General features: G+C 67.8%; 15 protein-coding genes and 1 pseudogene. 8 read left to right on the top strand and 8 right to left on the bottom strand.

Translation table 11 applies throughout. From position 1 onward, the window contains the following. Nucleotides 1–1,250: alkaline phosphatase D family protein (locus A5663_RS12100; protein ID WP_068148735.1), on the top strand; the 1,250-nt coding region annotated here is incomplete at its 5' end. A gap of 1 nt (nt 1,251) precedes the next feature. On the opposite strand, the gene A5663_RS12105 is transcribed toward A5663_RS12100, so the two are convergent. From A5663_RS12105 to A5663_RS12125, 5 genes are read right to left on the bottom strand one after another with little or no spacing between them, the layout of a single operon-like run. Beyond that, the gene (locus tag A5663_RS12105; protein ID WP_068148737.1) at nt 1,252–1,992 is read right to left on the bottom strand and encodes an SDR family NAD(P)-dependent oxidoreductase; all 741 of its coding nucleotides are present in this window, start codon (nt 1,990–1,992) and stop codon (nt 1,252–1,254) included. Nucleotides 1,993–2,005: 13 nt separating this feature from the next. Beyond that, nucleotides 2,006–3,622, bottom strand: coding sequence for an ABC transporter ATP-binding protein (locus tag A5663_RS12110; RefSeq protein ID WP_068148740.1), 1,617 nt, complete (start codon nt 3,620–3,622; stop codon nt 2,006–2,008). Beyond that, on the bottom strand, nt 3,619–4,488 hold the full coding sequence (locus A5663_RS12115) for an ABC transporter permease (protein ID WP_068148743.1): 870 nt from the start codon (nt 4,486–4,488) through the stop codon (nt 3,619–3,621). Before A5663_RS12115 ends, A5663_RS12110 begins: the two co-directional genes overlap by 4 nt. Continuing rightward, complete coding sequence (locus A5663_RS12120) at nt 4,485–5,453, bottom strand: ABC transporter permease (protein WP_068148746.1); 969 nt, start codon at nt 5,451–5,453, stop codon at nt 4,485–4,487. Before A5663_RS12120 ends, A5663_RS12115 begins: the two co-directional genes overlap by 4 nt. Next, nucleotides 5,450–6,970 carry an ABC transporter substrate-binding protein gene (locus tag A5663_RS12125; RefSeq protein WP_068148853.1) on the bottom strand — a complete coding sequence of 507 codons (1,521 nt, stop codon included), beginning with the start codon at nt 6,968–6,970 and terminating at the stop codon, nt 5,450–5,452. The genes A5663_RS12120 and A5663_RS12125 overlap by 4 nt, the downstream gene beginning before the upstream one ends. A 135-nt stretch (nt 6,971–7,105) precedes the next feature. On the opposite strand from A5663_RS12125, the gene A5663_RS12130 reads away from it, so the two are divergent. The 5 genes and pseudogenes from A5663_RS12130 (at nt 7,106) to A5663_RS12150 (ending at nt 13,361) form a co-directional block, all read left to right on the top strand. Next, nucleotides 7,106–7,651 (top strand): hypothetical protein, encoded by a 546-nt coding sequence (locus A5663_RS12130; protein ID WP_231976764.1) that lies wholly within the window; start codon nt 7,106–7,108, stop codon nt 7,649–7,651. Next, nucleotides 7,652–8,713: a DUF4185 domain-containing protein gene (locus tag A5663_RS12135; protein WP_068148752.1), complete on the top strand. Its 1,062-nt coding sequence runs from the start codon at nt 7,652–7,654 to the stop codon at nt 8,711–8,713. A gap of 72 nt (nt 8,714–8,785) precedes the next feature. Next, nucleotides 8,786–9,813, top strand: a pseudogene (locus A5663_RS12140) (dihydrodipicolinate reductase). Continuing rightward, nucleotides 9,813–11,588 carry an Hsp70 family protein gene (locus A5663_RS12145; protein WP_068148755.1) on the top strand — a complete coding sequence of 592 codons (1,776 nt, stop codon included), beginning with the start codon at nt 9,813–9,815 and terminating at the stop codon, nt 11,586–11,588. The pseudogene A5663_RS12140 and the gene A5663_RS12145 overlap by 1 nt, the downstream one beginning before the upstream one ends. A gap of 27 nt (nt 11,589–11,615) precedes the next feature. Next, a complete protein-coding gene (locus tag A5663_RS12150; RefSeq protein ID WP_068148758.1) occupies nt 11,616–13,361 on the top strand; it encodes an acyl-CoA dehydrogenase family protein in 1,746 nt (581 codons plus the stop codon). 9 nt (nt 13,362–13,370) lie between these two features. Here A5663_RS12150 and A5663_RS12155 read toward each other — a convergent pair whose 3' ends face one another. Then, a complete protein-coding gene (locus tag A5663_RS12155) occupies nt 13,371–14,459 on the bottom strand; it encodes an SAM-dependent methyltransferase (RefSeq protein ID WP_068148762.1) in 1,089 nt (362 codons plus the stop codon). Between the two features lie 97 nt (nt 14,460–14,556). Between A5663_RS12155 and A5663_RS12160 the strand changes: the two genes are divergently transcribed. After that, nucleotides 14,557–15,117, top strand: coding sequence for a hypothetical protein (locus tag A5663_RS12160; protein WP_068148765.1), 561 nt, complete (start codon nt 14,557–14,559; stop codon nt 15,115–15,117). Nucleotides 15,118–15,127: 10 nt separating this feature from the next. On the opposite strand, the gene A5663_RS12165 is transcribed toward A5663_RS12160, so the two are convergent. Both A5663_RS12165 and A5663_RS12170 read right to left on the bottom strand, forming a co-directional pair. Next, a complete protein-coding gene (locus tag A5663_RS12165) occupies nt 15,128–15,757 on the bottom strand; it encodes an MBL fold metallo-hydrolase (RefSeq protein WP_068148767.1) in 630 nt (209 codons plus the stop codon). Then, the gene (locus A5663_RS12170) at nt 15,754–16,839 is read right to left on the bottom strand and encodes an S-(hydroxymethyl)mycothiol dehydrogenase (protein WP_068148771.1); all 1,086 of its coding nucleotides are present in this window, start codon (nt 16,837–16,839) and stop codon (nt 15,754–15,756) included. The genes A5663_RS12165 and A5663_RS12170 overlap by 4 nt, the downstream gene beginning before the upstream one ends. Before the next feature lie 110 nt (nt 16,840–16,949). Between A5663_RS12170 and A5663_RS12175 the strand changes: the two genes are divergently transcribed. Then, complete coding sequence (locus A5663_RS12175) at nt 16,950–18,026, top strand: class I SAM-dependent methyltransferase (protein WP_068148773.1); 1,077 nt, start codon at nt 16,950–16,952, stop codon at nt 18,024–18,026. Nucleotides 18,027–18,032: the final 6 nt, after the last annotated feature.

Below are 18,032 nucleotides of genomic sequence, written 5' to 3' on the forward strand. Positions count from 1 at the left end.
TGCGCACCTACGGTATGCGGATGCTGCGGCAGCCCTCGGCATCATGGCCGGATGCGCTGCTGATGATGGGCGACCAGGTCCCTGATCGTGTCGTTGACCTGGTCGCCGAGCGCGAGGTGCACGCCAACGGACCGGTCGAGGTGCTCGAGGATTTCGAGGAGTACTGCATCGGCTACTGGGATGCCTGGAGTGATCCGGTGGTGCGATGGATGCTGTCCACTTTGCCGACGTCGATGATGTTCGACGACCACGAGATCAACGACAAGTGGAACACGTCGCAGGCATGGCTGGACGAGAAGCGCAGCACCGACTGGTACCAGACCAGGATCATGGGCGGGCTGATGGCCTACTGGATCTATCAGCATCTGGGCAACATGTCGCCGAAGGAACTCGCCGACGACGAGACGCTGCAGCAGGTGCTCGCCAGCCGGGACGGCGCCGAACCGATCCGGATGCTCGCCAAACAGGCCGAAAGCGACGACGGCGCTTCACGATTCAGCATGTGCCGCGACCTGGGCTCGGTCCGGCTCATCGTGGCCGACTCGCGCACCGGAAGACAACTGCGGCCCGGGGACCGGCGGATCATGAGCGACGAGGAGTGGGACTGGATCAGGGCCAAGATCGACGGCCGCTACGACCACCTGCTGTTCGCAAGCTCGCTGCCGATCCTGTTGCCCTACGGCATGCACCACATCGAGGGCTGGTCGGAGGCCGTCACCGACGGCGCGTGGGGCCGGCGGCTGACCGGGCTCGGGGAGATGGTGCGCATGACGGCCAACCTCGACCACTGGGCGTGTTTTCAGCACAGCTTCCGGCGGTTCGAGGATCTGGTTGTCGACGTCGCGACCGGCGAGTGCGGTGAAGCCCCCGAGTCGATGATCATGTTCGGCGGGGACGTCCACCACTGCTGGGTTTCGGAGGTCGAGCTACCCGAGAACACGCCGAGCACGCAGACCAAGATTTGGCAGGTGGTGTGCTCGGGACTGCGCAAGGAGCCGTCGGCCGTGGAACGAATCGTGTTGCGACTTGGACACACCCGAGCTGCGGAGGTCGTCGGCAAGTTGTTGGTGAGGACCGCCGGAGTGGGTGAGCCGCGCCTGCGCTGGCGACCCGTCACGATGCCGCACTTCCGCAATCAGATCGGCACGCTGGAGATCGCCGGCGGCGAGATCGGTGTGCGGATCGAGAAAGTCAGCGGCGGTTGGCGCAAGCCGCATCTGGACACCGTGATTGAGCACAAGCTGCTGTAGGTCAGCCGGCGCCTTTGCCGTTGTCCACGCGGTACACCGCGCCGTGGATGGCGGCGGCGTCGTCACTGGCCAGAAACGCGATCGCCTTGGCGACGTCGACGGTGTCCATGAATCCGCGCGGCGAGGCGATGCGCATGATGAGGTCCCAGTCGGCGCCTCCGGGCGCGGTGAACTCGGTGGTCTGCGCCGTCGGCATACCGCCCGGGCACACGGCGTTGACCCGCACCTTCTCCTTGGTGTACTCGACGGCGAGTGCGCGCGTCAGGCCGACGAGACCATGTTTGGCCGCGCAGTACCCCGCCGAGTACACCTCGCCTTCGACGCCAGCGATCGACGTGACGTTGACGATGTTGCCTGCTGACTCGAGCAGGTGCGGCAGCGCGGCGCGGCACAGATAGAACGGGCCGTTGAGATTGACCGCGAGGTCGCGGTCCCAGTCGTCGTCGGTCATCGTCGTGGTGTGTCGCATCTGGTGAAAGCCCGCCACGTTGACCAACACGTCGAGTCGGCCGAACTCGTCGACGCACTGTGCGACGGCGTCCCGGCACGCCGCCGACGAGGTGACGTCCACCGACGCGTACCGCCCACCGGGCACCGTCTCGAACACCGACGCCATCTTCTCCGCGTCGCGAGCGATGCCGAACACAATCGCGCCGCGCTGCGCGAAAAGTTGTGCCACCGCGGCGCCCAGCCCTGCCGACGCACCCGTCACCAACGCGACCTTGCCGTCCAGTTGAGTCATGGCAAGAACCTTCTCACGGTGCCGAAACCCGAGGGCGCTCAGGAGGTACGGCGGCCAGCAGCGCGCGGGTGTAGTCATCCCGCGGTGACGCGAACAGGTCGGACGCGGGCCGGTACTCCACCGCTGCGCCGTCGCGCATCACCAGCACGTCGTGGCTGACCTGTTGCACGATCGCGAGGTCGTGCGCGATGAACAAATAGGTCAAACCCAGCTCGCGCTGCAGGCCGGCCAGCAGGTCCAGCACCCGCGCCTGCACCGAGACGTCCAGTGCGGCAGTGGCTTCGTCGAGGATGAGCAGGTCGGGCTCGCCGGCCAGCGCCCGGGCGATATTCACCCGCTGGCGTTCGCCGCCGGACAGCTCGTGCGGGTAACGCGAGGCGAATGACGTTGGCAGTCCGACTAATTCGAGCAGTTCGGCCACTCTGGCCGCCCGCGCAGGCCGGCCGCCCCCGAGCCGGTGCACGTACAGCGGTTCGCCGATCGACGCGCCGACGCGGGAGCGCGGGTTCAGCGACGCGAACGGGTCTTGGAACACCAGGCCGATCCGCCGGCGCAACGCCTTCTCCGCTGATCCGCGGACGCCGAACACATCCGACCCGTCGAGCGTCGCGGTGCCGGCATCAGGTCGCAACAATCCGGTGAGCGCGGCCGCCACGGTCGACTTCCCCGAGCCGGACTCGCCGACGAGACCCAACGTGGTGCCGCGCCGGACGTGAAACGACAACGCCTTGACGGCGTGGACGGTCGACCGGCCGGCCGGCGTGTCGACCGTGAAGCGCACATCGAGTCCGTCGACGTCGAGCAGCACCGGAGCATCGGACGCGGCGAGCGGCCCGGATCCGCCGATCAGGGGGCGGGCGGCGAGCAGTTCGCGCGTGTAGGAGTGCTGGGGGTGCTCGAAGACGTCGGTGATCGACGCCTGCTCGACGGATTCGCCGCCGCGCAACACCGTCACTTCGTCGGCGACCTGGCCGATGACGGCGAGATCGTGGCTGATCCACACGACAGCGGTGCCGAAGTCGCGTTGCAGGCCGGCCACGAGGTCGACGATCTGGGCCTGAGTAGTGACATCGAGTGCGGTCGTCGGTTCGTCGGCGATCAGCAGCGCCGGGTCGCACGCCATCGCGATCGCGATCATCACCCGCTGCTTCTGCCCGCCCGACAGCTGGTGTGGATAGGCGCGCAGTCGCGCTTCGGGATCCGGCAGTCCGACCGCGGTCAATAACTCGAGCGCACGTGTGCGTGCCTTGCGGCGAGTCATCCTGCGGTGCGTCTCGAGGGATTCGGTGATCTGGCGTTCGAGGGTGAGCAGCGGGTTCAGCGACGTGCCCGGGTCCTGGAACACGAAGCCGATCCGGCCGCCGTGCACGCTGCGCAGCACCCGGCTCGGTGCGCCGACGAGCTGAGTATGACCGGAATCGGTTGTCAGAGTAGATGTTCCGCAGACCGAAGCGCCCGGTGCGTCGAGCAGTCCCGTCGCGGCGAGCACGGTCATCGACTTGCCCGAACCCGACTCACCGACGATGCCCAGCGTTTTGCCCCGCTCCACGTCGAACGAGACTCCGTGTACGATCTCGCGCCTACCGATCGCCACCTGTAGCTCGCGCACGCTCAACACCGGCTCGGTCATCGTCTCCGGGCCTCGATCATCGTGCGCTGCTTCGGGTCGAGCACATCGCGCAGGCCGTCGCCCAGCAGGTTGAATGCCAGCACGGCGACGAAGATCGCGGCACCGGGAAAAACCGCCATCCACCATGCCATCGTCACGAAACCCTGCGAGTCGAAGATCATCCGGCCCAAGGACGGCTGCGGGGGCTGGATGCCCAACCCGAGGAACGACAGTGCCGCCTCCGACAGGATCGCGAACGCCAGTGACAGCGACGTCTGCACCACCAACGGTCCCGCGATGTTCGGCAGGATGTGCCGGCGCAGGATGTAGAGGTGTCCGGTGCCCATGCTGCGCGACACCGAGACGTATGGTTCGACGCGCACACTGAGCGTGCTGGCCCGCGCGACGCGCGCGAAGATCGGCGTGTAGACGATGCCGATCGCCAGAATCGTCGTCGTCACACCGGGTCCCAGGATCGCCACCACCGCCAGAGCCAGCAGCAGCACCGGGAACGCGAACATCACGTCGACCACGCGCATGAACACAGTGTCGAGCCAGCCACCTCGGTAGCCCGCCAGGACCCCGACCGTCGCGCCGACCACGACCGCGAATGCCACGCTGATCACCGCCACGCGCATCGACGCCTGCGTCGCCACCAGCACCCGGGAGAAGACATCGCGGCCCAGCTCGTCGGTGCCGAACCAGTGGGCGCCACCGGGCGGCCGCAGCGCGCTGGGCACATCGACGTCGTTGATCTCGTACGGCGCAATCCAATTCGCGGTGACGGCTACGAAAGCGATCGCGACGAGCAGCGCCGCGCTCACCACCGTGACCGGGTTGGCCAGCAGCAGCCGCAGTGAGGAAACGCGGGTCTCCGGTGTGCTCATGACAGGCGGATCCTCGGGTCGACGACGGCGTACAGCGCGTCGACGATCAGGTTGATCAGCAGGAACAGCGCCGCGATGAGCAGCACTGTGCCCTGGATGACCGGATAGTCGCGCGCCGCGACCGCGTTGTAGACCAGACGGCCCAACCCGGGCCAGGCGAACACCACCTCGACGACGATCACCCCCGACAGGATCGTCGCGAGTTGGATGCCGGTGATCGTCAACACCGGGATCAGCGCGTTGCGCACGGTGTGGCGCAGCGTGACGACTCGCGGCGCAAGCCCTTTCGACCGCGCGGTACGCACGTAGCCCATCGTGGCGACTTCGAGAACCGCCGAGCGCACGTACCGCGTCATGATTGCCCCGGCGACCAGGCCGATGGTCACGGCGGGCAGCACCAGGTGGCGCAACCACCCCGCGGGGTCCTCCAGCAGCGGCCGGTAGCCCGACGTGGGCAGCCAGTGCAGCGTCGAGGCGAACAGCGCGATCAGCAGGATGCCCATCCAGAAGTCGGGGATCGAGACGCCGAACTGGCTGCCGATGCGCACGATCGCGTCGCTGAGCCTGCCTTCGTGGAGAGCCGACCAGATCCCCGCCGGGATCGCGATCAGCAGGGCGATGACGATTCCCGCCGCGGCCAGCGAGACCGTCGCCGGAAGGCGTTCGAGCAGGATCTGCGTCACCGGATCGCCGTTGCGGAAACTCACTCCCAGATCGCCGGTCAGCGCCGAGCCGACATAACCGAAGAACTGCCCGACGATCGGTCGGTCGAGGCCGCTGGCCGACCGCAGCGCCTCATAGGCCTGCGGCGTGTAACGCGTGCCGAGCGCGATGCGCACCGGGTCGCCCGGCACGAGGTGCATCAGCGCGAAGCTGACGACTGCCACCCCGAGCAACACCACCGCCGAGTAGGCCAACCGGCGCGCGAGAAAACGCGCAATCGGATGAGTGACCAAGCGTGTCATGATGATTCGTCCTCGGTGAGGCTCGCGGTGCGGAACCGCACCGCGCCGTCGCGGCGGGCCTCGTAGCCCGACAGGTTGGTCACCCACGCCTGGATCACCGACGGGTTGTACAGGAAGATGTAGCTCACCTCGTCGGCGATGATCGTCGCCGCCCGCCGGTAGATGTCCTCGCGCGCTTGATGATCGGTCTGCACCCGGCCTGCGTCGAGCAGGCGGTCGACGTCGGGGTCGGAGAACTTCTGCGCGTTGCTGGTGCCGTCCGTGTGGTGCTGAGCGTAGTAGAAGTCGTCCGGGTCGATGTTTCCGAGCCAGCCCATCATCAGCATGTCGAAGTGCCCGGAGTTCTGCTCGTCGAGCCATGTCGCGAAGTCGACGGTACGGATGTGGACCGTGATACCAAGCGGCGCAAGGTTGTCGGCGATGACCTGGGCCGCGGTGACGGTCTCCGGGTATTCACCGGTGACCAGCATGTCGAGGTCGAGGTTGCCGACCCCCGCCTCGTCGAGCAGCCGCTTGGCGGTGTCCGGGTCGTAGCGGTAACGCCGGTACTCGGTGTACCAGGGGTTGCCTTCGGGAATCGCGAGCTGGTTCTCTGCCGCGGTCCCGTAACTGGTGGCCTGGACGATCGCGTCGCGGTCGATGCCGAAGGCAACGGCCCGGCGGACCCGCACGTCGTCCCACGGTTTGTGGGCCTCGTTCAGCGCGAGATACCAGTAGTCGTTGCTCGGCGTCACCGCCAGATGCAGTGAGTCGTCGTCGCGCAGCTGGGCCACCCGCTGCGTCGGAACGGCGTCGGTCCAGTCGATCTCACCGGCCTGCAGCGCCGACAGCGCGGTGGACGGTTCGGAGATGAAGCGAAACGTCACGCCCGGCACTTTCGGTGGGGGTCCCCAGTACGACGGGTTGGCCTTGAGCGTGATCGAGTCACCGCTCTTGTGGGAGGCGAACGCGAACGGCCCGGTGCCGATCGGGTGGGTGGCGATCTGACCGCTCTCGACGTTGCGGCGCTGCACGATCGCCATGCCCTTGAAGCCGCCGATGTTGGTCAACAGGTTCGGCGTCGGCTGCTTGACCGCGATCACGACGGTCAACGGATCGACGGCCCGCACGTCGGTGACGGCGCTGAACTTGTCGACGTTCGCCAGCTTTTCGTCGATGATCCGGCGGTAGGAGAACTCGACGTCGTCGGAGCTCAGCGCGCTGCCGTCGTGAAACGTCACTCCCGGTCGAAGGTGAAACGTCCACGAGAGTTGGTCTGGGCTGACCTCCCACGACTGTGCGAGGGCGGGCCGCATCACGAGGTCGGCGTCGGGTTCGACGAGCGTGTCGAAGACGTTCTCGAGCACCTCGAACGAGAAGTACGCGCTGGTCTTGTGGGGGTCCAGTTGGTCGGGTTCGCCGGCGATGGCGGCGATGAGGTAATCCGACGAGTCGCCCAGGTCGACGCGCTGGCCGGTGGAGCAGGCGGCGACCGCGGTGAGCAGGGCGATGGCGAACCACGCCACCAGTCGTCTCATCGCCACCACCCTGAGTTTCGTGCAATCTTTACCCGTCGGCGCTGGTCGGCGAAACCCGGTCCTCGGCAAAGCGGTGACGCGGTGATGTGCACACTGGGATACTCAGTTCACCGCCGACGCCGGAAAGGGATGACGTTGAGGAACACGGTCACACGAACGCTGGGCGTTGCCGCGCTCATTCTCGGCGTGGTGTTCGGCGCCGCCGGTATCGCGCGAGGCCAGGGGGACGTCAAGTCGCCGGACACCCCCGAGGGTGTCTACACCGTCCGGATCGCCGGGCAGGCCGAAACCACCTGGGAGATCTATCCGATCTGCGTCCCGACCGTCGGCGACCTGCGCGATCCGCTGATCCTCGCCGTCGGCTGCCGGTTGAAGGTCACCCCCGCAGGGCGCGGTGGCTCCGAAGCCAACCTGGTCGGCGGCGAGTGGACCTTCCAGTCCAACACGTTCGACTCGATCCGCCACTGCCCCGACGGCAGCACCGCTCTCCAGAAGGAGATCTACTCGTTCGACGGCGCCACGCTCGCCGGCAACGCCAAGATCCTCCACGGTGAGGTCTGCGGCGAGCAGCCCGGCATGGCCGTGCTCCCGTTGACGCTGTCGTTCAAGGAACCGCTGGCGATTCCCGTCACGCCGTACCCGCTGATCTGCGAGCCCGGCGGACTGCGCCGCTGCGCCTAGGTGCCCAACGGCAAAGCCGTCGATGTGACCGGTCCGGGCCGCACCGACCGATGGGGCGTCACATGCACCGATCTCGGCGCTTCGGTGATCGCGCCGAACGGGAAGCTGGTGTCGGTGTTCGGCGACACGTTCTCGGGTCGCAAGGTGGGGCAGGGCGACTGGCGCTCGCCGGTCGTGCTGATCGGCACCGGCGACGCCGATCACGAAATCGTCTACGAACGCGCAGGCGGCAGCGACCCCGATTACGCGCGGCAACTGTGGGACTACGCGCACGACGACGGCTTCCGCGGATGGCGCCGCGGCGGCATCAGCACCGTGATCCCGTCGGACCTGCTGACCGTCGGCGATTCGATGTACTTGCACGCCATCGTCAACCGCGGGTTCGGCACCGTCGCGTGGACCGAGATCTGGTGCTCGCGCGACAACGGTGTCACCTGGACGCACCTGGGGGAGAAGGCCAGGTTCCCCGCGGACCTGCACGACGGTCACGCGCAGTGCTGGGCGTGGGACCACGATCCGGACGACAACTGGATCTACGTGGCGGCCACCGGTTTTCAGCGCGACAAGGGCATCGTGTTGATGCGCGTGCGCCCTGAGCACATCGGGGACCGGAGCCGCTACCTCGGCTGGGGTTTCAAGGGTGGCCGGTGGAAGTGGGGCGCCCGCGCGACGCCCATCACGCCCGCCGGGGAGAGGTGGGGCGAGCTCGCTTTGCGCCGCATCGGCTCGGGCAAGTGGGTGCTCGGCGGATTTCTCGCGTCGCGGTACGCGCTCGGCTACCGGGTGGTGGCGTCGCCGGTGGCGAACATGCACACCACGCCGATCCAAACGCCGGTGCTGGGATCGGCCTGGGACGCCGAGGACCATGCCGGTAGCCGTGTCGCTCAGCTGTACGGCGGCTACCTGCTGCCGGGGTCCCGCTTCGACGTCGAGGGCGGTTTCGGATTGATGGTGTCGCAATGGAACACTGCGAGCGGCTGGCCCTACCGCGTGATGCAGTTCAAGGCAACGCTTCAGGACAGCACCAAAACGGCTGCCCCGGCAGATCCGATCAACCTGTAACTTCGAGCTGTGGCTACGAATTCTGGGGGCGCCAAACGCGTAGTGGTCTGGGGCACCGGTTTCGTCGGCAAGATGGTGATCCCGGAGATCGTGAAGCACCCGCTGTTCGAGCTGGTAGGTGTCGGGGTGAGCAATCCGGACAAGGTGGGGCGCGACGTCGCAGAGATCTGCGGACTGGATGAGCCCTTGGGGCTGGCTGCCACCGACGACGTCGACGCGTTGATCGCGCTGAAACCCGACGCGCTGGTGCACTACGGCCCCACGGCCGCCCGCGCCGACGACAACATCGCGTTGATCACCCGATTCCTGCGCGCCGGAATCGACGTCTGCTCCACCGCGATGACGCCGTGGATCTGGCCGACGATGCACCTCAACCCACCAACTGGATCGAGCCGATCACCGTCGCGTGCGAACTGGGCGAGTCGTCGTGTTTCACCACGGGCATCGATCCGGGCTTCGCCAACGACCTGTTCCCGATGACCCTGATGGGGCTGTGTTCGGAGGTGCGAACGGTCCGCGCCTCCGAACTGCTCGACTACACCAACTACGAGGGCGACTACGACCGGGAGATGGGCATCGGCAAGCCGCCGGAGTACCGGCCCCTGCTGGAGAACCCCGACATCTTGGTGTTCGCCTGGGGCGCAACGGTTCCCATGATCGCCCACGCCGCGGGGATCATGCTCGACGAGATCACCACCACCTGGGACAAGTGGGTGACGCCGACCGAACGCAAGACCGCAAAGGGAGTCATCGCGCCCGGCCACGTCGCCGCTGTGCGGTTCACCGTCAACGGCGTCTACCAGGGCCAGACCCGGATTCAACTCGAGCATGTGAACCGGATCGGCAACGACGCCGCGCCGGACTGGCCGTCGGGAAACCAGAACGACGTCTACCGCGTCGACATCGAGGGCACGCCCAGCATCTTCCAGGAGACCGCGTTCCGGTTCACCGACGGCTCGGGTCGTGACGCGGCTGCGGCCGGTTGCCTGGCCACTGGTCTGCGTGCGCTCAACGCGGTGCCCGCCGTCAACGACCTATCGCCGGGCTGGGTGACCGCGCTCGATCTGCCGCTGATCCCGGGCGCGGGCACCATCCGCTGATGGCGCAGGGAGCTGGGCTGTCGGTTGGCGCCACCAACCTCTCGGCCGTCGTCGTGGGTCGGTCCGCGGTGCGGCGGTCGCCGGTGTTGACGCGGTTCGCGCACCGGCCGCCGGAGGTCGGCCTACCCAACGAGAACCGCAACCTCAACGAGCGCGGCCTGATCCTCACCGACTTCGTGGACCGCGTGGGCGATCCGGTCGGCATCGTCGCCGCCGACGGCTCCACTCATCGCGCCGAGGCCGTGCTCGCCGACGCGCTGCGGGCGATGCTCTACGCCGTGGGTGGCGGTCGCCGACCCGCCGGCCCGGTCGCGGTGACGCACCCGGCGCACTGGCGACCGGCGTCCGTCGACGCCCTGCGCAGTGCGTTGGCCGGGGTTCCGGAATTCCGGCATCCCGACAAGGCGCCCGTCGTCTCCGACGGGGTCGCCGCGCTGACCGCATTGCACGACGAGCCGGGCCTGCCCACGCGCGGCGTCATCGCGCTCTGTGACTTCGGCGGCAGCGGCACGACCATCAGCCTGGTCGACGCGGGCAGCGGTTACGGCCCGGTCGGCGAGCCGGTGCGGCACACCGATCTCTCGGGTGACCTGATCGACCAGGGCCTGCTGACCCATGTTCTGAACGACCTGTCCGCAGCCGGTGCCATCGACCTGTCCGGCACGTCGGCGATAGGCTCGCTGTCGCGGTTGCGCGCGCAGTGCCGGGCCGCCAAGGAACGGTTGTCGACGGCAGCGTTCACCTCGCTGGTGGCCGAGCTGCCCGGGCGGCGAAGCGACGTGCGCCTGACCCGCACCGAACTCGACCAGCTGCTGCGCGCCCCGGTCACCGGCTTCGCCGATGCGCTTCAGGAAACATTGAAGCGCAACGGGATTCGAGAACTGTCGGCCGTCGCCACGGTGGGCGGCGGCGCGCGCATCCCGCTGGTCACCACGACGTTGTCGGAGCGGTTGCGGGTGCCGGTCATCACGACGGCCCACCCCGAGTTGGCCGCGGCGGTGGGCGCTGGGCTCTCAGCCGTCCGCGGCACGGTCGAAGAGGGGATGACGGCGATGTCCGCGGCTCCCGGGGCCGCTGCTGCCGCTGCCGCGGCGACTGCCATGGCGCCCGAAGTCGCCTCGCAGGCCGACGATATGTCGCCGCAGTCGAGCAGCTTCGGCGCCCTGGCCTGGTCGGATGCTGAGGAACCCCCCGAGGTGGCGCCGACGGACCAGTACGACGATTACACGGCGGGGGCCGCCGGCGTGCGCCCGCAGATGCAGTTCGCCGACGAGTCCTGGGACGACCTGCCGCCCCGACCGGCGCCGTGGTACCGCAACCCGGCGGTGCCGATCGCGCTCGGTGCCGTCGTGGTGCTTGCTGCGCTCGTGGGCGCGGTGCTGTGGGTGACGACGAGCGGACAGGACGCGCAGTCGCCCGCCTCGACCACCGCGCCGCCGATGACGGCGACTCCGCGGCCCACATCGTCGCCGGCACCGCCGCCAGAAACTGAGGCCCCGCCGCCGCAGACCGTCTACCAACCGCCCCCGGTGACGCAGACGGTCACCGAGGCGCCGCCGTCGCCCTCACCGCCGCCGCCGCCGACGTCCGAGCCGCCACCGACGACTCAGCCCCCGACGACGACGCAGCCGCCGACGACCACGCAGCCCCCGACAACGACGCAGCCGCCGGCAACGACGCAGCCGCCCGCCTGGACCCCGACCGCGCCGTACCCGACCATCCCTGGACTGCCGTGGGTGCCGGCCCCGCAACTGCCCGGCCAACCCGCTCCGTAGCGCCGATCTGCGCCCTACGCTTGCGCAATGACGCAGACGGACGGCTTGCTGTTCAACCCGAACACCTACGATCCGCAGCAGTTCGACCCCGAGACGCGCAGGCTCTTGCGCGCGACGGTCGACTGGTTCGAAAGCCAAGGCAAGAAACGCATTCTCGACGACGACCTGGCCGCGCAGTGGCCCGCCGATTTCGTCGACTTCGTCAAGCGGGAGAAGCTGTTCGCCACCTTCCTGACGCCGTCGGAGTTCGCCGGCGACAACCCGGACAAGCGCTGGGATGCGGCCCGCAACGCCGCGCTGTCGGAGATTCTCGGCTTCTACGGGTTGACCTACTGGTACACCGAGCAGGTCACGATCCTGGGTCTCGGACCGATCTGGCAGAGCGAGAACAAGGACGCCAAGCTGCGGGCCGCCGACGACCTCGAGGCCGGCGAGGTGATGGCGTTCGGATTGTCCGAACGCGCGCACGGCGCCGACGTCTACAACACCGACATGGTCCTCACCCCCGCCGGTGAAGAGGACCGCGCCAACGGCATCGTGTACCGGGCGACGGGAGAGAAGTACTACATCGGCAACGGGAACGTCGCCAGCATGGTGTCGGTGTTCGGCCGCCGGGGCGACACCGAGGGCCAGGACGGGTACGTCTTCTTCGTCGCCGACAGCCGGCACGAGGACTATCACCTGATCGACAACGTCGTGCACATGCAGATCTACGTCAGCACGTTCCGGCTGCAGAACTATCCGGTGCGCGAACAGGACATCCTGCACACCGGCGTGGAAGCTTTTGCCGCAGCGCTCAATACGGTCAACGTCGGCAAGTTCAACCTCTGCACGTGTTCGATCGGGATGGCCGAGCACGCGTTCTACGAGGCGATCACCCACGCCCACAACCGCATCCTGTACGGCAACCGGGTCACCGACTTCTCGCACGTCCGGGTCAACTTCGTCGACGCCTACTCGCGACTGGTCGCGATGAAGCTGTTCAGCGGGCGCGCCGTCGACTACTTTCGCGCGGCCAGCCTCGATGACCGGCGATACCTGCTGTTCAACCCGCTGACCAAGGCGAAGGTGACGATGGAGGGCGAGACCGTGCTGAGGGCGCTGCACGATGTCATCGCGGCCAAGGGATACGAGAAGAACACGATGTTCCGCGAGATCGCTGCGCTCATCGGGACACTGCCGCGCCTCGAAGGCACCGTGCACGTCAACGTCGGCCTGGTGCTGAAGTTCATGCCGAACTACATGCTCAACCCGGCGAAGTATCCCGAGATACCGACGCGTGACGACGCCGCCGATGACACGTTCTTCTGGAACCAGGGCCCGACCCGCGGGGCCGCCAAAGTGCAGTTCGCCGACTGGACGCCGGTGTACGAGCAACACCTGGACATCCCGAACGTCGGGGTCTTCTACGGCCAGGCCACGGCGTTCCGCGACCTGCTGCTGACCGCGGCGCCCGACGCCGAACAGCAGAAGGACCTCGACTTCCTGCTCAACGTCGGTCACCTGTTCTCGCTGATCGTCTACGGTCAGCTGATTCTCGAGCAGGCGGGGTTGACCGCGTTGGATCGAGATCTGGTCGACCAGATCTTCGACTTTCAGATCCGCGACTTCAACGCGTATGCCGTTGCGCTGCACGGTAAGCCGACGGCCACCACCGCTCAGCGGTCCTGGGCGCTCGACGCCGTCCGCACACCCGATCACGACGCCGGGCGTTTCGGCCGGGTGTGGGAACGCGTGCAGGCCTACGACGGCGCCTACGAGATGGCGCCCTGAGTCGGGCCGTCAGTGGCTCCGCTCCCGTTTGGCCAACACGAGGTGCGCCATCGGGATCTGCGTCCTCTCCGGCGCCGCGGCGAGTCGGGCCGCGAGTCCCGCCTCCAGCCGGTCGACCAGCTCCGCTGACCGCGGGTCCGCAGCGCCGCCCGCGAGGCCGCCCACCAGTGTCGGGAACACCGCGGCCCGGCAGAACGCCGCCCACTGGGCGCCGAAAGCCGCTGCGTTGCCGTCGACTTGGTATTGCTGGAAGAAGCGGTCTCCGGCGTCGAACACCTCGAGGTGTTCGATCTCCAATTGCTCGAAGCGGCCTTTCGGGGCGAACGGCGCCAAGAAGTCCGACTTGCTGCGGCCGATGATCGGGATGCCCATCGCGAGGACCTCATCGGTGGTCAGCAGCCGTGCGGCAGTCAACTCCTCGAGCGCGTCCACCAGCGCACTGAACAGCGGGCGGTAGCCGATCTCGCCGTCGTCGTCGACCGCGGTCGTCATCACCACCAAACGACCGCCGCGACGCAGTTCGCGACCGCGAAACGCGACGAACTCCTGCCAGTCCTGGGCGGCCTGCCGCGCGTAAGCGGCGCGCAGCTTCTCGTCGCGGCTGTAGGCGATGTGCACGTGGTCGGGAATCGGCGCGGGAACCCGGCTGAGCCAGTGGACCGCCCACGAACTCCAGCCCAGGTGCACGCTGCTCGACGGCATGATCTGCGAGTAGAACGACCGGCCGATCGCCGAGGCGAAGGTCGCGGCGTCTTTGCTCAGATACGTGTCCGGGTCTTCGGCAAGGGTCCGGAACAATGCGGTGAAGTCGTTTTCCGGCACGTCGGTGTGCACGACCAAGGTGGAGTGGTCGGTTCGGGTCCGATTGCGCAGCACCGCAATTGCCGCGCAGATCGGCAGCAGGGAATTGTGGCCTGTCGAAGCCCCGTAGTCGGCGATGACGAACGGCTGCGGGAGCCGGGGGACGGGCACGGCGGCGGCCGCCTCCTCGAACAGCTTGATCGCCTCCTGCAGTCCTGCGGCCTGCAGCCGTGAGCTCGCGGTGTACGACCCGCTTTCCATCGGCTCGGGCCGCACGACGATGCTGGATTCGGGCATCGCGACCTCCGGTGATGTGCGGGCAACAGATCCGGTCACTTTCCGACGGTAGTCCCCGCCGCATACGGCGCGCGGTCGGCCATGACAAACTCAGCCCATGAGCGCAAGGGTCACCCCGCGCGGTGCCGTCGTCGTCTCCGTGCTGACCCTGGTGGTCGCCGTCGTCGGCTTCTTCGTCACGCTGGCGCTGACCGTTTTCGTGTTCGACGAGTTCGACGCGTACGGAGAGGTGCCGATCCCGGGCAGCGGCAGCGTCCAGTTGCCGGCCGGCGACGTGACCGTCAGCTTCCACACCATGACGGCCGGTCAGCCGAGGAGCGGCTTCGCCATCCCCCAGATCAGGTTCAACATCGAGGCGCCCGACGGTGCCCCGGACCCGGTGACAACCCAGAGCATCGGCGAGACAACGACATTCGACAGCGACACACATGTGCCGGTTTGGGTGGTGCAGGCACCCGAGGCCAACACCTACCGCGTCTCGACAGACGGCGATGTCAGCGGATACATCGACCCGCGGCTCGCCTTCGGCCACAACAGTTCCCACGGCCGGCTGCTGTGGCTGTGGGGCGGGCTCGCCGCGCTCGGGGCCGTCGGGCTCATCGCCGCGTTGATCTGGTCGGCGCGCACGCGGAAAGCGGCCCGACCGCTCGACGACTAGTGGCTCCAGCTCAGCTGCCGCGTGCCACCCAGTCGTCGTAGTTGACGATCTCGTCACCGATGGTCGTCGAGTCGCCGTGGCCGGTGTAGACGACGGTGTCGCCGGGCAGCTTGCCCAGCCGACCCGAAATCGACTCGAGGATGGTGGGGAAGTCGGAGAACGACCGCCCCGTCGCACCCGGTCCGCCCTGAAAGAGCGTGTCTCCGGAGAACACCGCGGTCAGCTCGGGCGCATGCCAGCACACCGAGCCCGGCGAGTGGCCGGGGGTGTGCAGGGCGCGAAGCTCGGTGCCGGCCACCCGCAGGGTGTCGCCGTCGGCCACCGCGCGAAAGTCGCTGTCCGGGTGCGTCATCCGCCACAGCACGTCGTCAGCGGGATGCAACAGCACCGGGGCGTCGAGCGCCAGACCGAGTTCTGGTGCGACCGTCACGTGGTCGTTGTGGCCGTGCGTGCACACGACCGCGACGACGTGCCTGCCGCCGACGGCGTTGACGATCGGACCCGCGTCGTGCGCCGCGTCGAACACCACCACCTCGGAGTCGTCACCAACGACCCAGATGTTGTTGTCGACTTCCCAGCTGCCGCCGTCGAGTTCGAACGTGCCGTGCGTGACCACCCGGCCGATCGGCCCGGCGTTCACAGGATCACCACCGAGCGCAGTACCTGTCCGCCGTGCATCTTGTGGAAGGCCTCTTCCACATCGTCGATGCCGATGCGTTCGCTGACGAACTTGTCCAGCGGCAGCCGGCCCTGCAGGTAGAGGCTGACCAACGTGGGGAAGTCGCGTTCCGGCAGGCAGTCGCCGTACCACGAGGACTTCAGGGAGCCGCCACGGGAGAAGAAGTCGATCAGCGGCATCTCCAGCGTCATGTCCGGGGTCGGAACACCGACCAGCACAACGGTTCCCGCGAGATCGCGAGCATAGAAGGCCTGCTTCCAGGTCTCCGGCCGGCCGACGGCGTCGATCACCACGTCGGCGCCGAACCCGTCGGTGAGATCCTGGATCGCCTCCACCGGATCCGACTCGCGCGCGTTGACGGTGTCGGTGGCGCCGAAGTCGCGCGCCCAGTCGAGCTTCTTGGCGTCGGTGTCGACGGCGATGATCCGCTTGGCGCCGACCAGGCGCGCACCCGCGATCGCCGCATCGCCCACTCCGCCACAGCCGATGACCGCGACCGTGTCGTCACGGTTCACCGCGCCGGTGTTGACCGCCGCTCCGAGACCGGCCATCACGCCGCAGCCCAGCAGCCCGGCCGCCGCCGGGTCCGCCGCCGGATCGACCTTCGTGCACTGGCCCTCGTGCACCAGCGTCTTGTCGGCGAATGCGCCGATACCCAGGGCGGGCGTCAACTCGGTGCCGTCGGACAGTGTCATCTTCTGCGCGGCGTTGTGGGTGTCGAAGCACAGGTGCGGGCGACCGCGCTTGCAGGCCCGGCACTGCCCGCACACCGCACGCCAGTTCAGCACGACGAAGTCACCCGGTTCGACGTTGGTGACCCCCTCGCCCACCGATTCGACCGTGCCCGAGGCCTCGTGGCCGAGCAGGAACGGATACTCGTTGTTGATGCCGCCCTCGCGGTAGGTGAGGTCGGTGTGGCACACCCCGCATGCCGTGATGTCGACGACCACCTCGCCCGGACCGGGGTCGGGGATCACGATGTCCACGACCTCGACTGGCTCGCCCTTCTTCCGGGAGATCACTCCGCGCACCGTTTGACTCATGCGTACAACCTAATGGCTGCGATTCACCGGGCTGATTTCGCGGTTGAACCACCCGGCGCGGTCACCCGTTGTGCAATTGACGGTATTGCACCCCGAGTGGAGGACCAGCCATGACCGACATCGACCAACGGCCGGCCGACGACACCACCGAGCAGTTCGCCGAGCGGATCGTCGCGGCGATCGACGGCGCGAGCCTGGCCCTGCTCCTGTCGATCGGCCACCAGACCTCGCTGTGGGACACCATGGCCGAACTGCCGCCGTCGACCAGCGCCCAGATCGCCGAGGCCGCGGGCCTCGACGAACGATATGTGCGGGAGTGGCTCGGCGGCGTGGTCACCGCTCGGGTGGTCGACTTCGACCCGGCGACCGACACCTACGTGCTGCCCCGTGACCGCGCCGCGGTGCTCACCCGCGCCGCGGGACCGGACAACCTCGCCCGGGTGGCGCAGTTCATCCCGCTGATGGCCGAGGTCGAGCAGAAGATCATCGGCTGCTTCCGTGCCGGCGGCGGCCTGTCCTACCGCGAATATCCGCGCTTCCACACCCTGATGGCCGAACAGAGCGGGGAGGTGTTCGACGCTGCGCTCGTCGACGTCATCCTGCCATTGGCGGACGGGCTGCCGCAGCTGCTGCGCGACGGCGCTGACGTCGCCGACATCGGTTGCGGCAGTGGACATGCCATCAACGTGATGGCCCAGGCGTTCCCGGCCAGCCGGTTCACCGGAATCGACTTCTCCGACGAGGGGCTCGGCGTGGGTCGCGCGGAGGCGGCTCGGCTCGGCCTGTCGAATGTCACATTCGTCGCCGCCGACGTGGCTGGCCTCGACATGCCCGAAAACTACGACGTGATAACGGTTTTCGACGCCATCCACGACCAGGCCGCACCCGCCGCGGTTTTGGCGAACATCCAGCGCGCGCTGCGACCGGGTGGCTACTTCCTGATGGTCGACATCAAGGCCTCGAGTCGGCTGGAGGACAACGTCGGTGTGCCGCTGTCCACGTACCTCTACACGGTCTCGACGATGCACTGCATGACCGTGTCGCTGGCTCTCGAAGGCGCCGGCCTCGGCACCTGCTGGGGTCATCAACTCGCCACGTCGATGCTCGCCGACGCCGGCTTCGTCGAGGTCGAGTTATGCGAGATCGAGTCGGATCCGATCAACAACTACTACATCGCGCGGAAATAGGAGCGT

The organism is Mycobacterium sp. E740 (assembly GCF_001672895.1).
In the GTDB taxonomy this organism is placed as follows: Bacteria; Actinomycetota; Actinomycetes; order Mycobacteriales; family Mycobacteriaceae; genus Mycobacterium.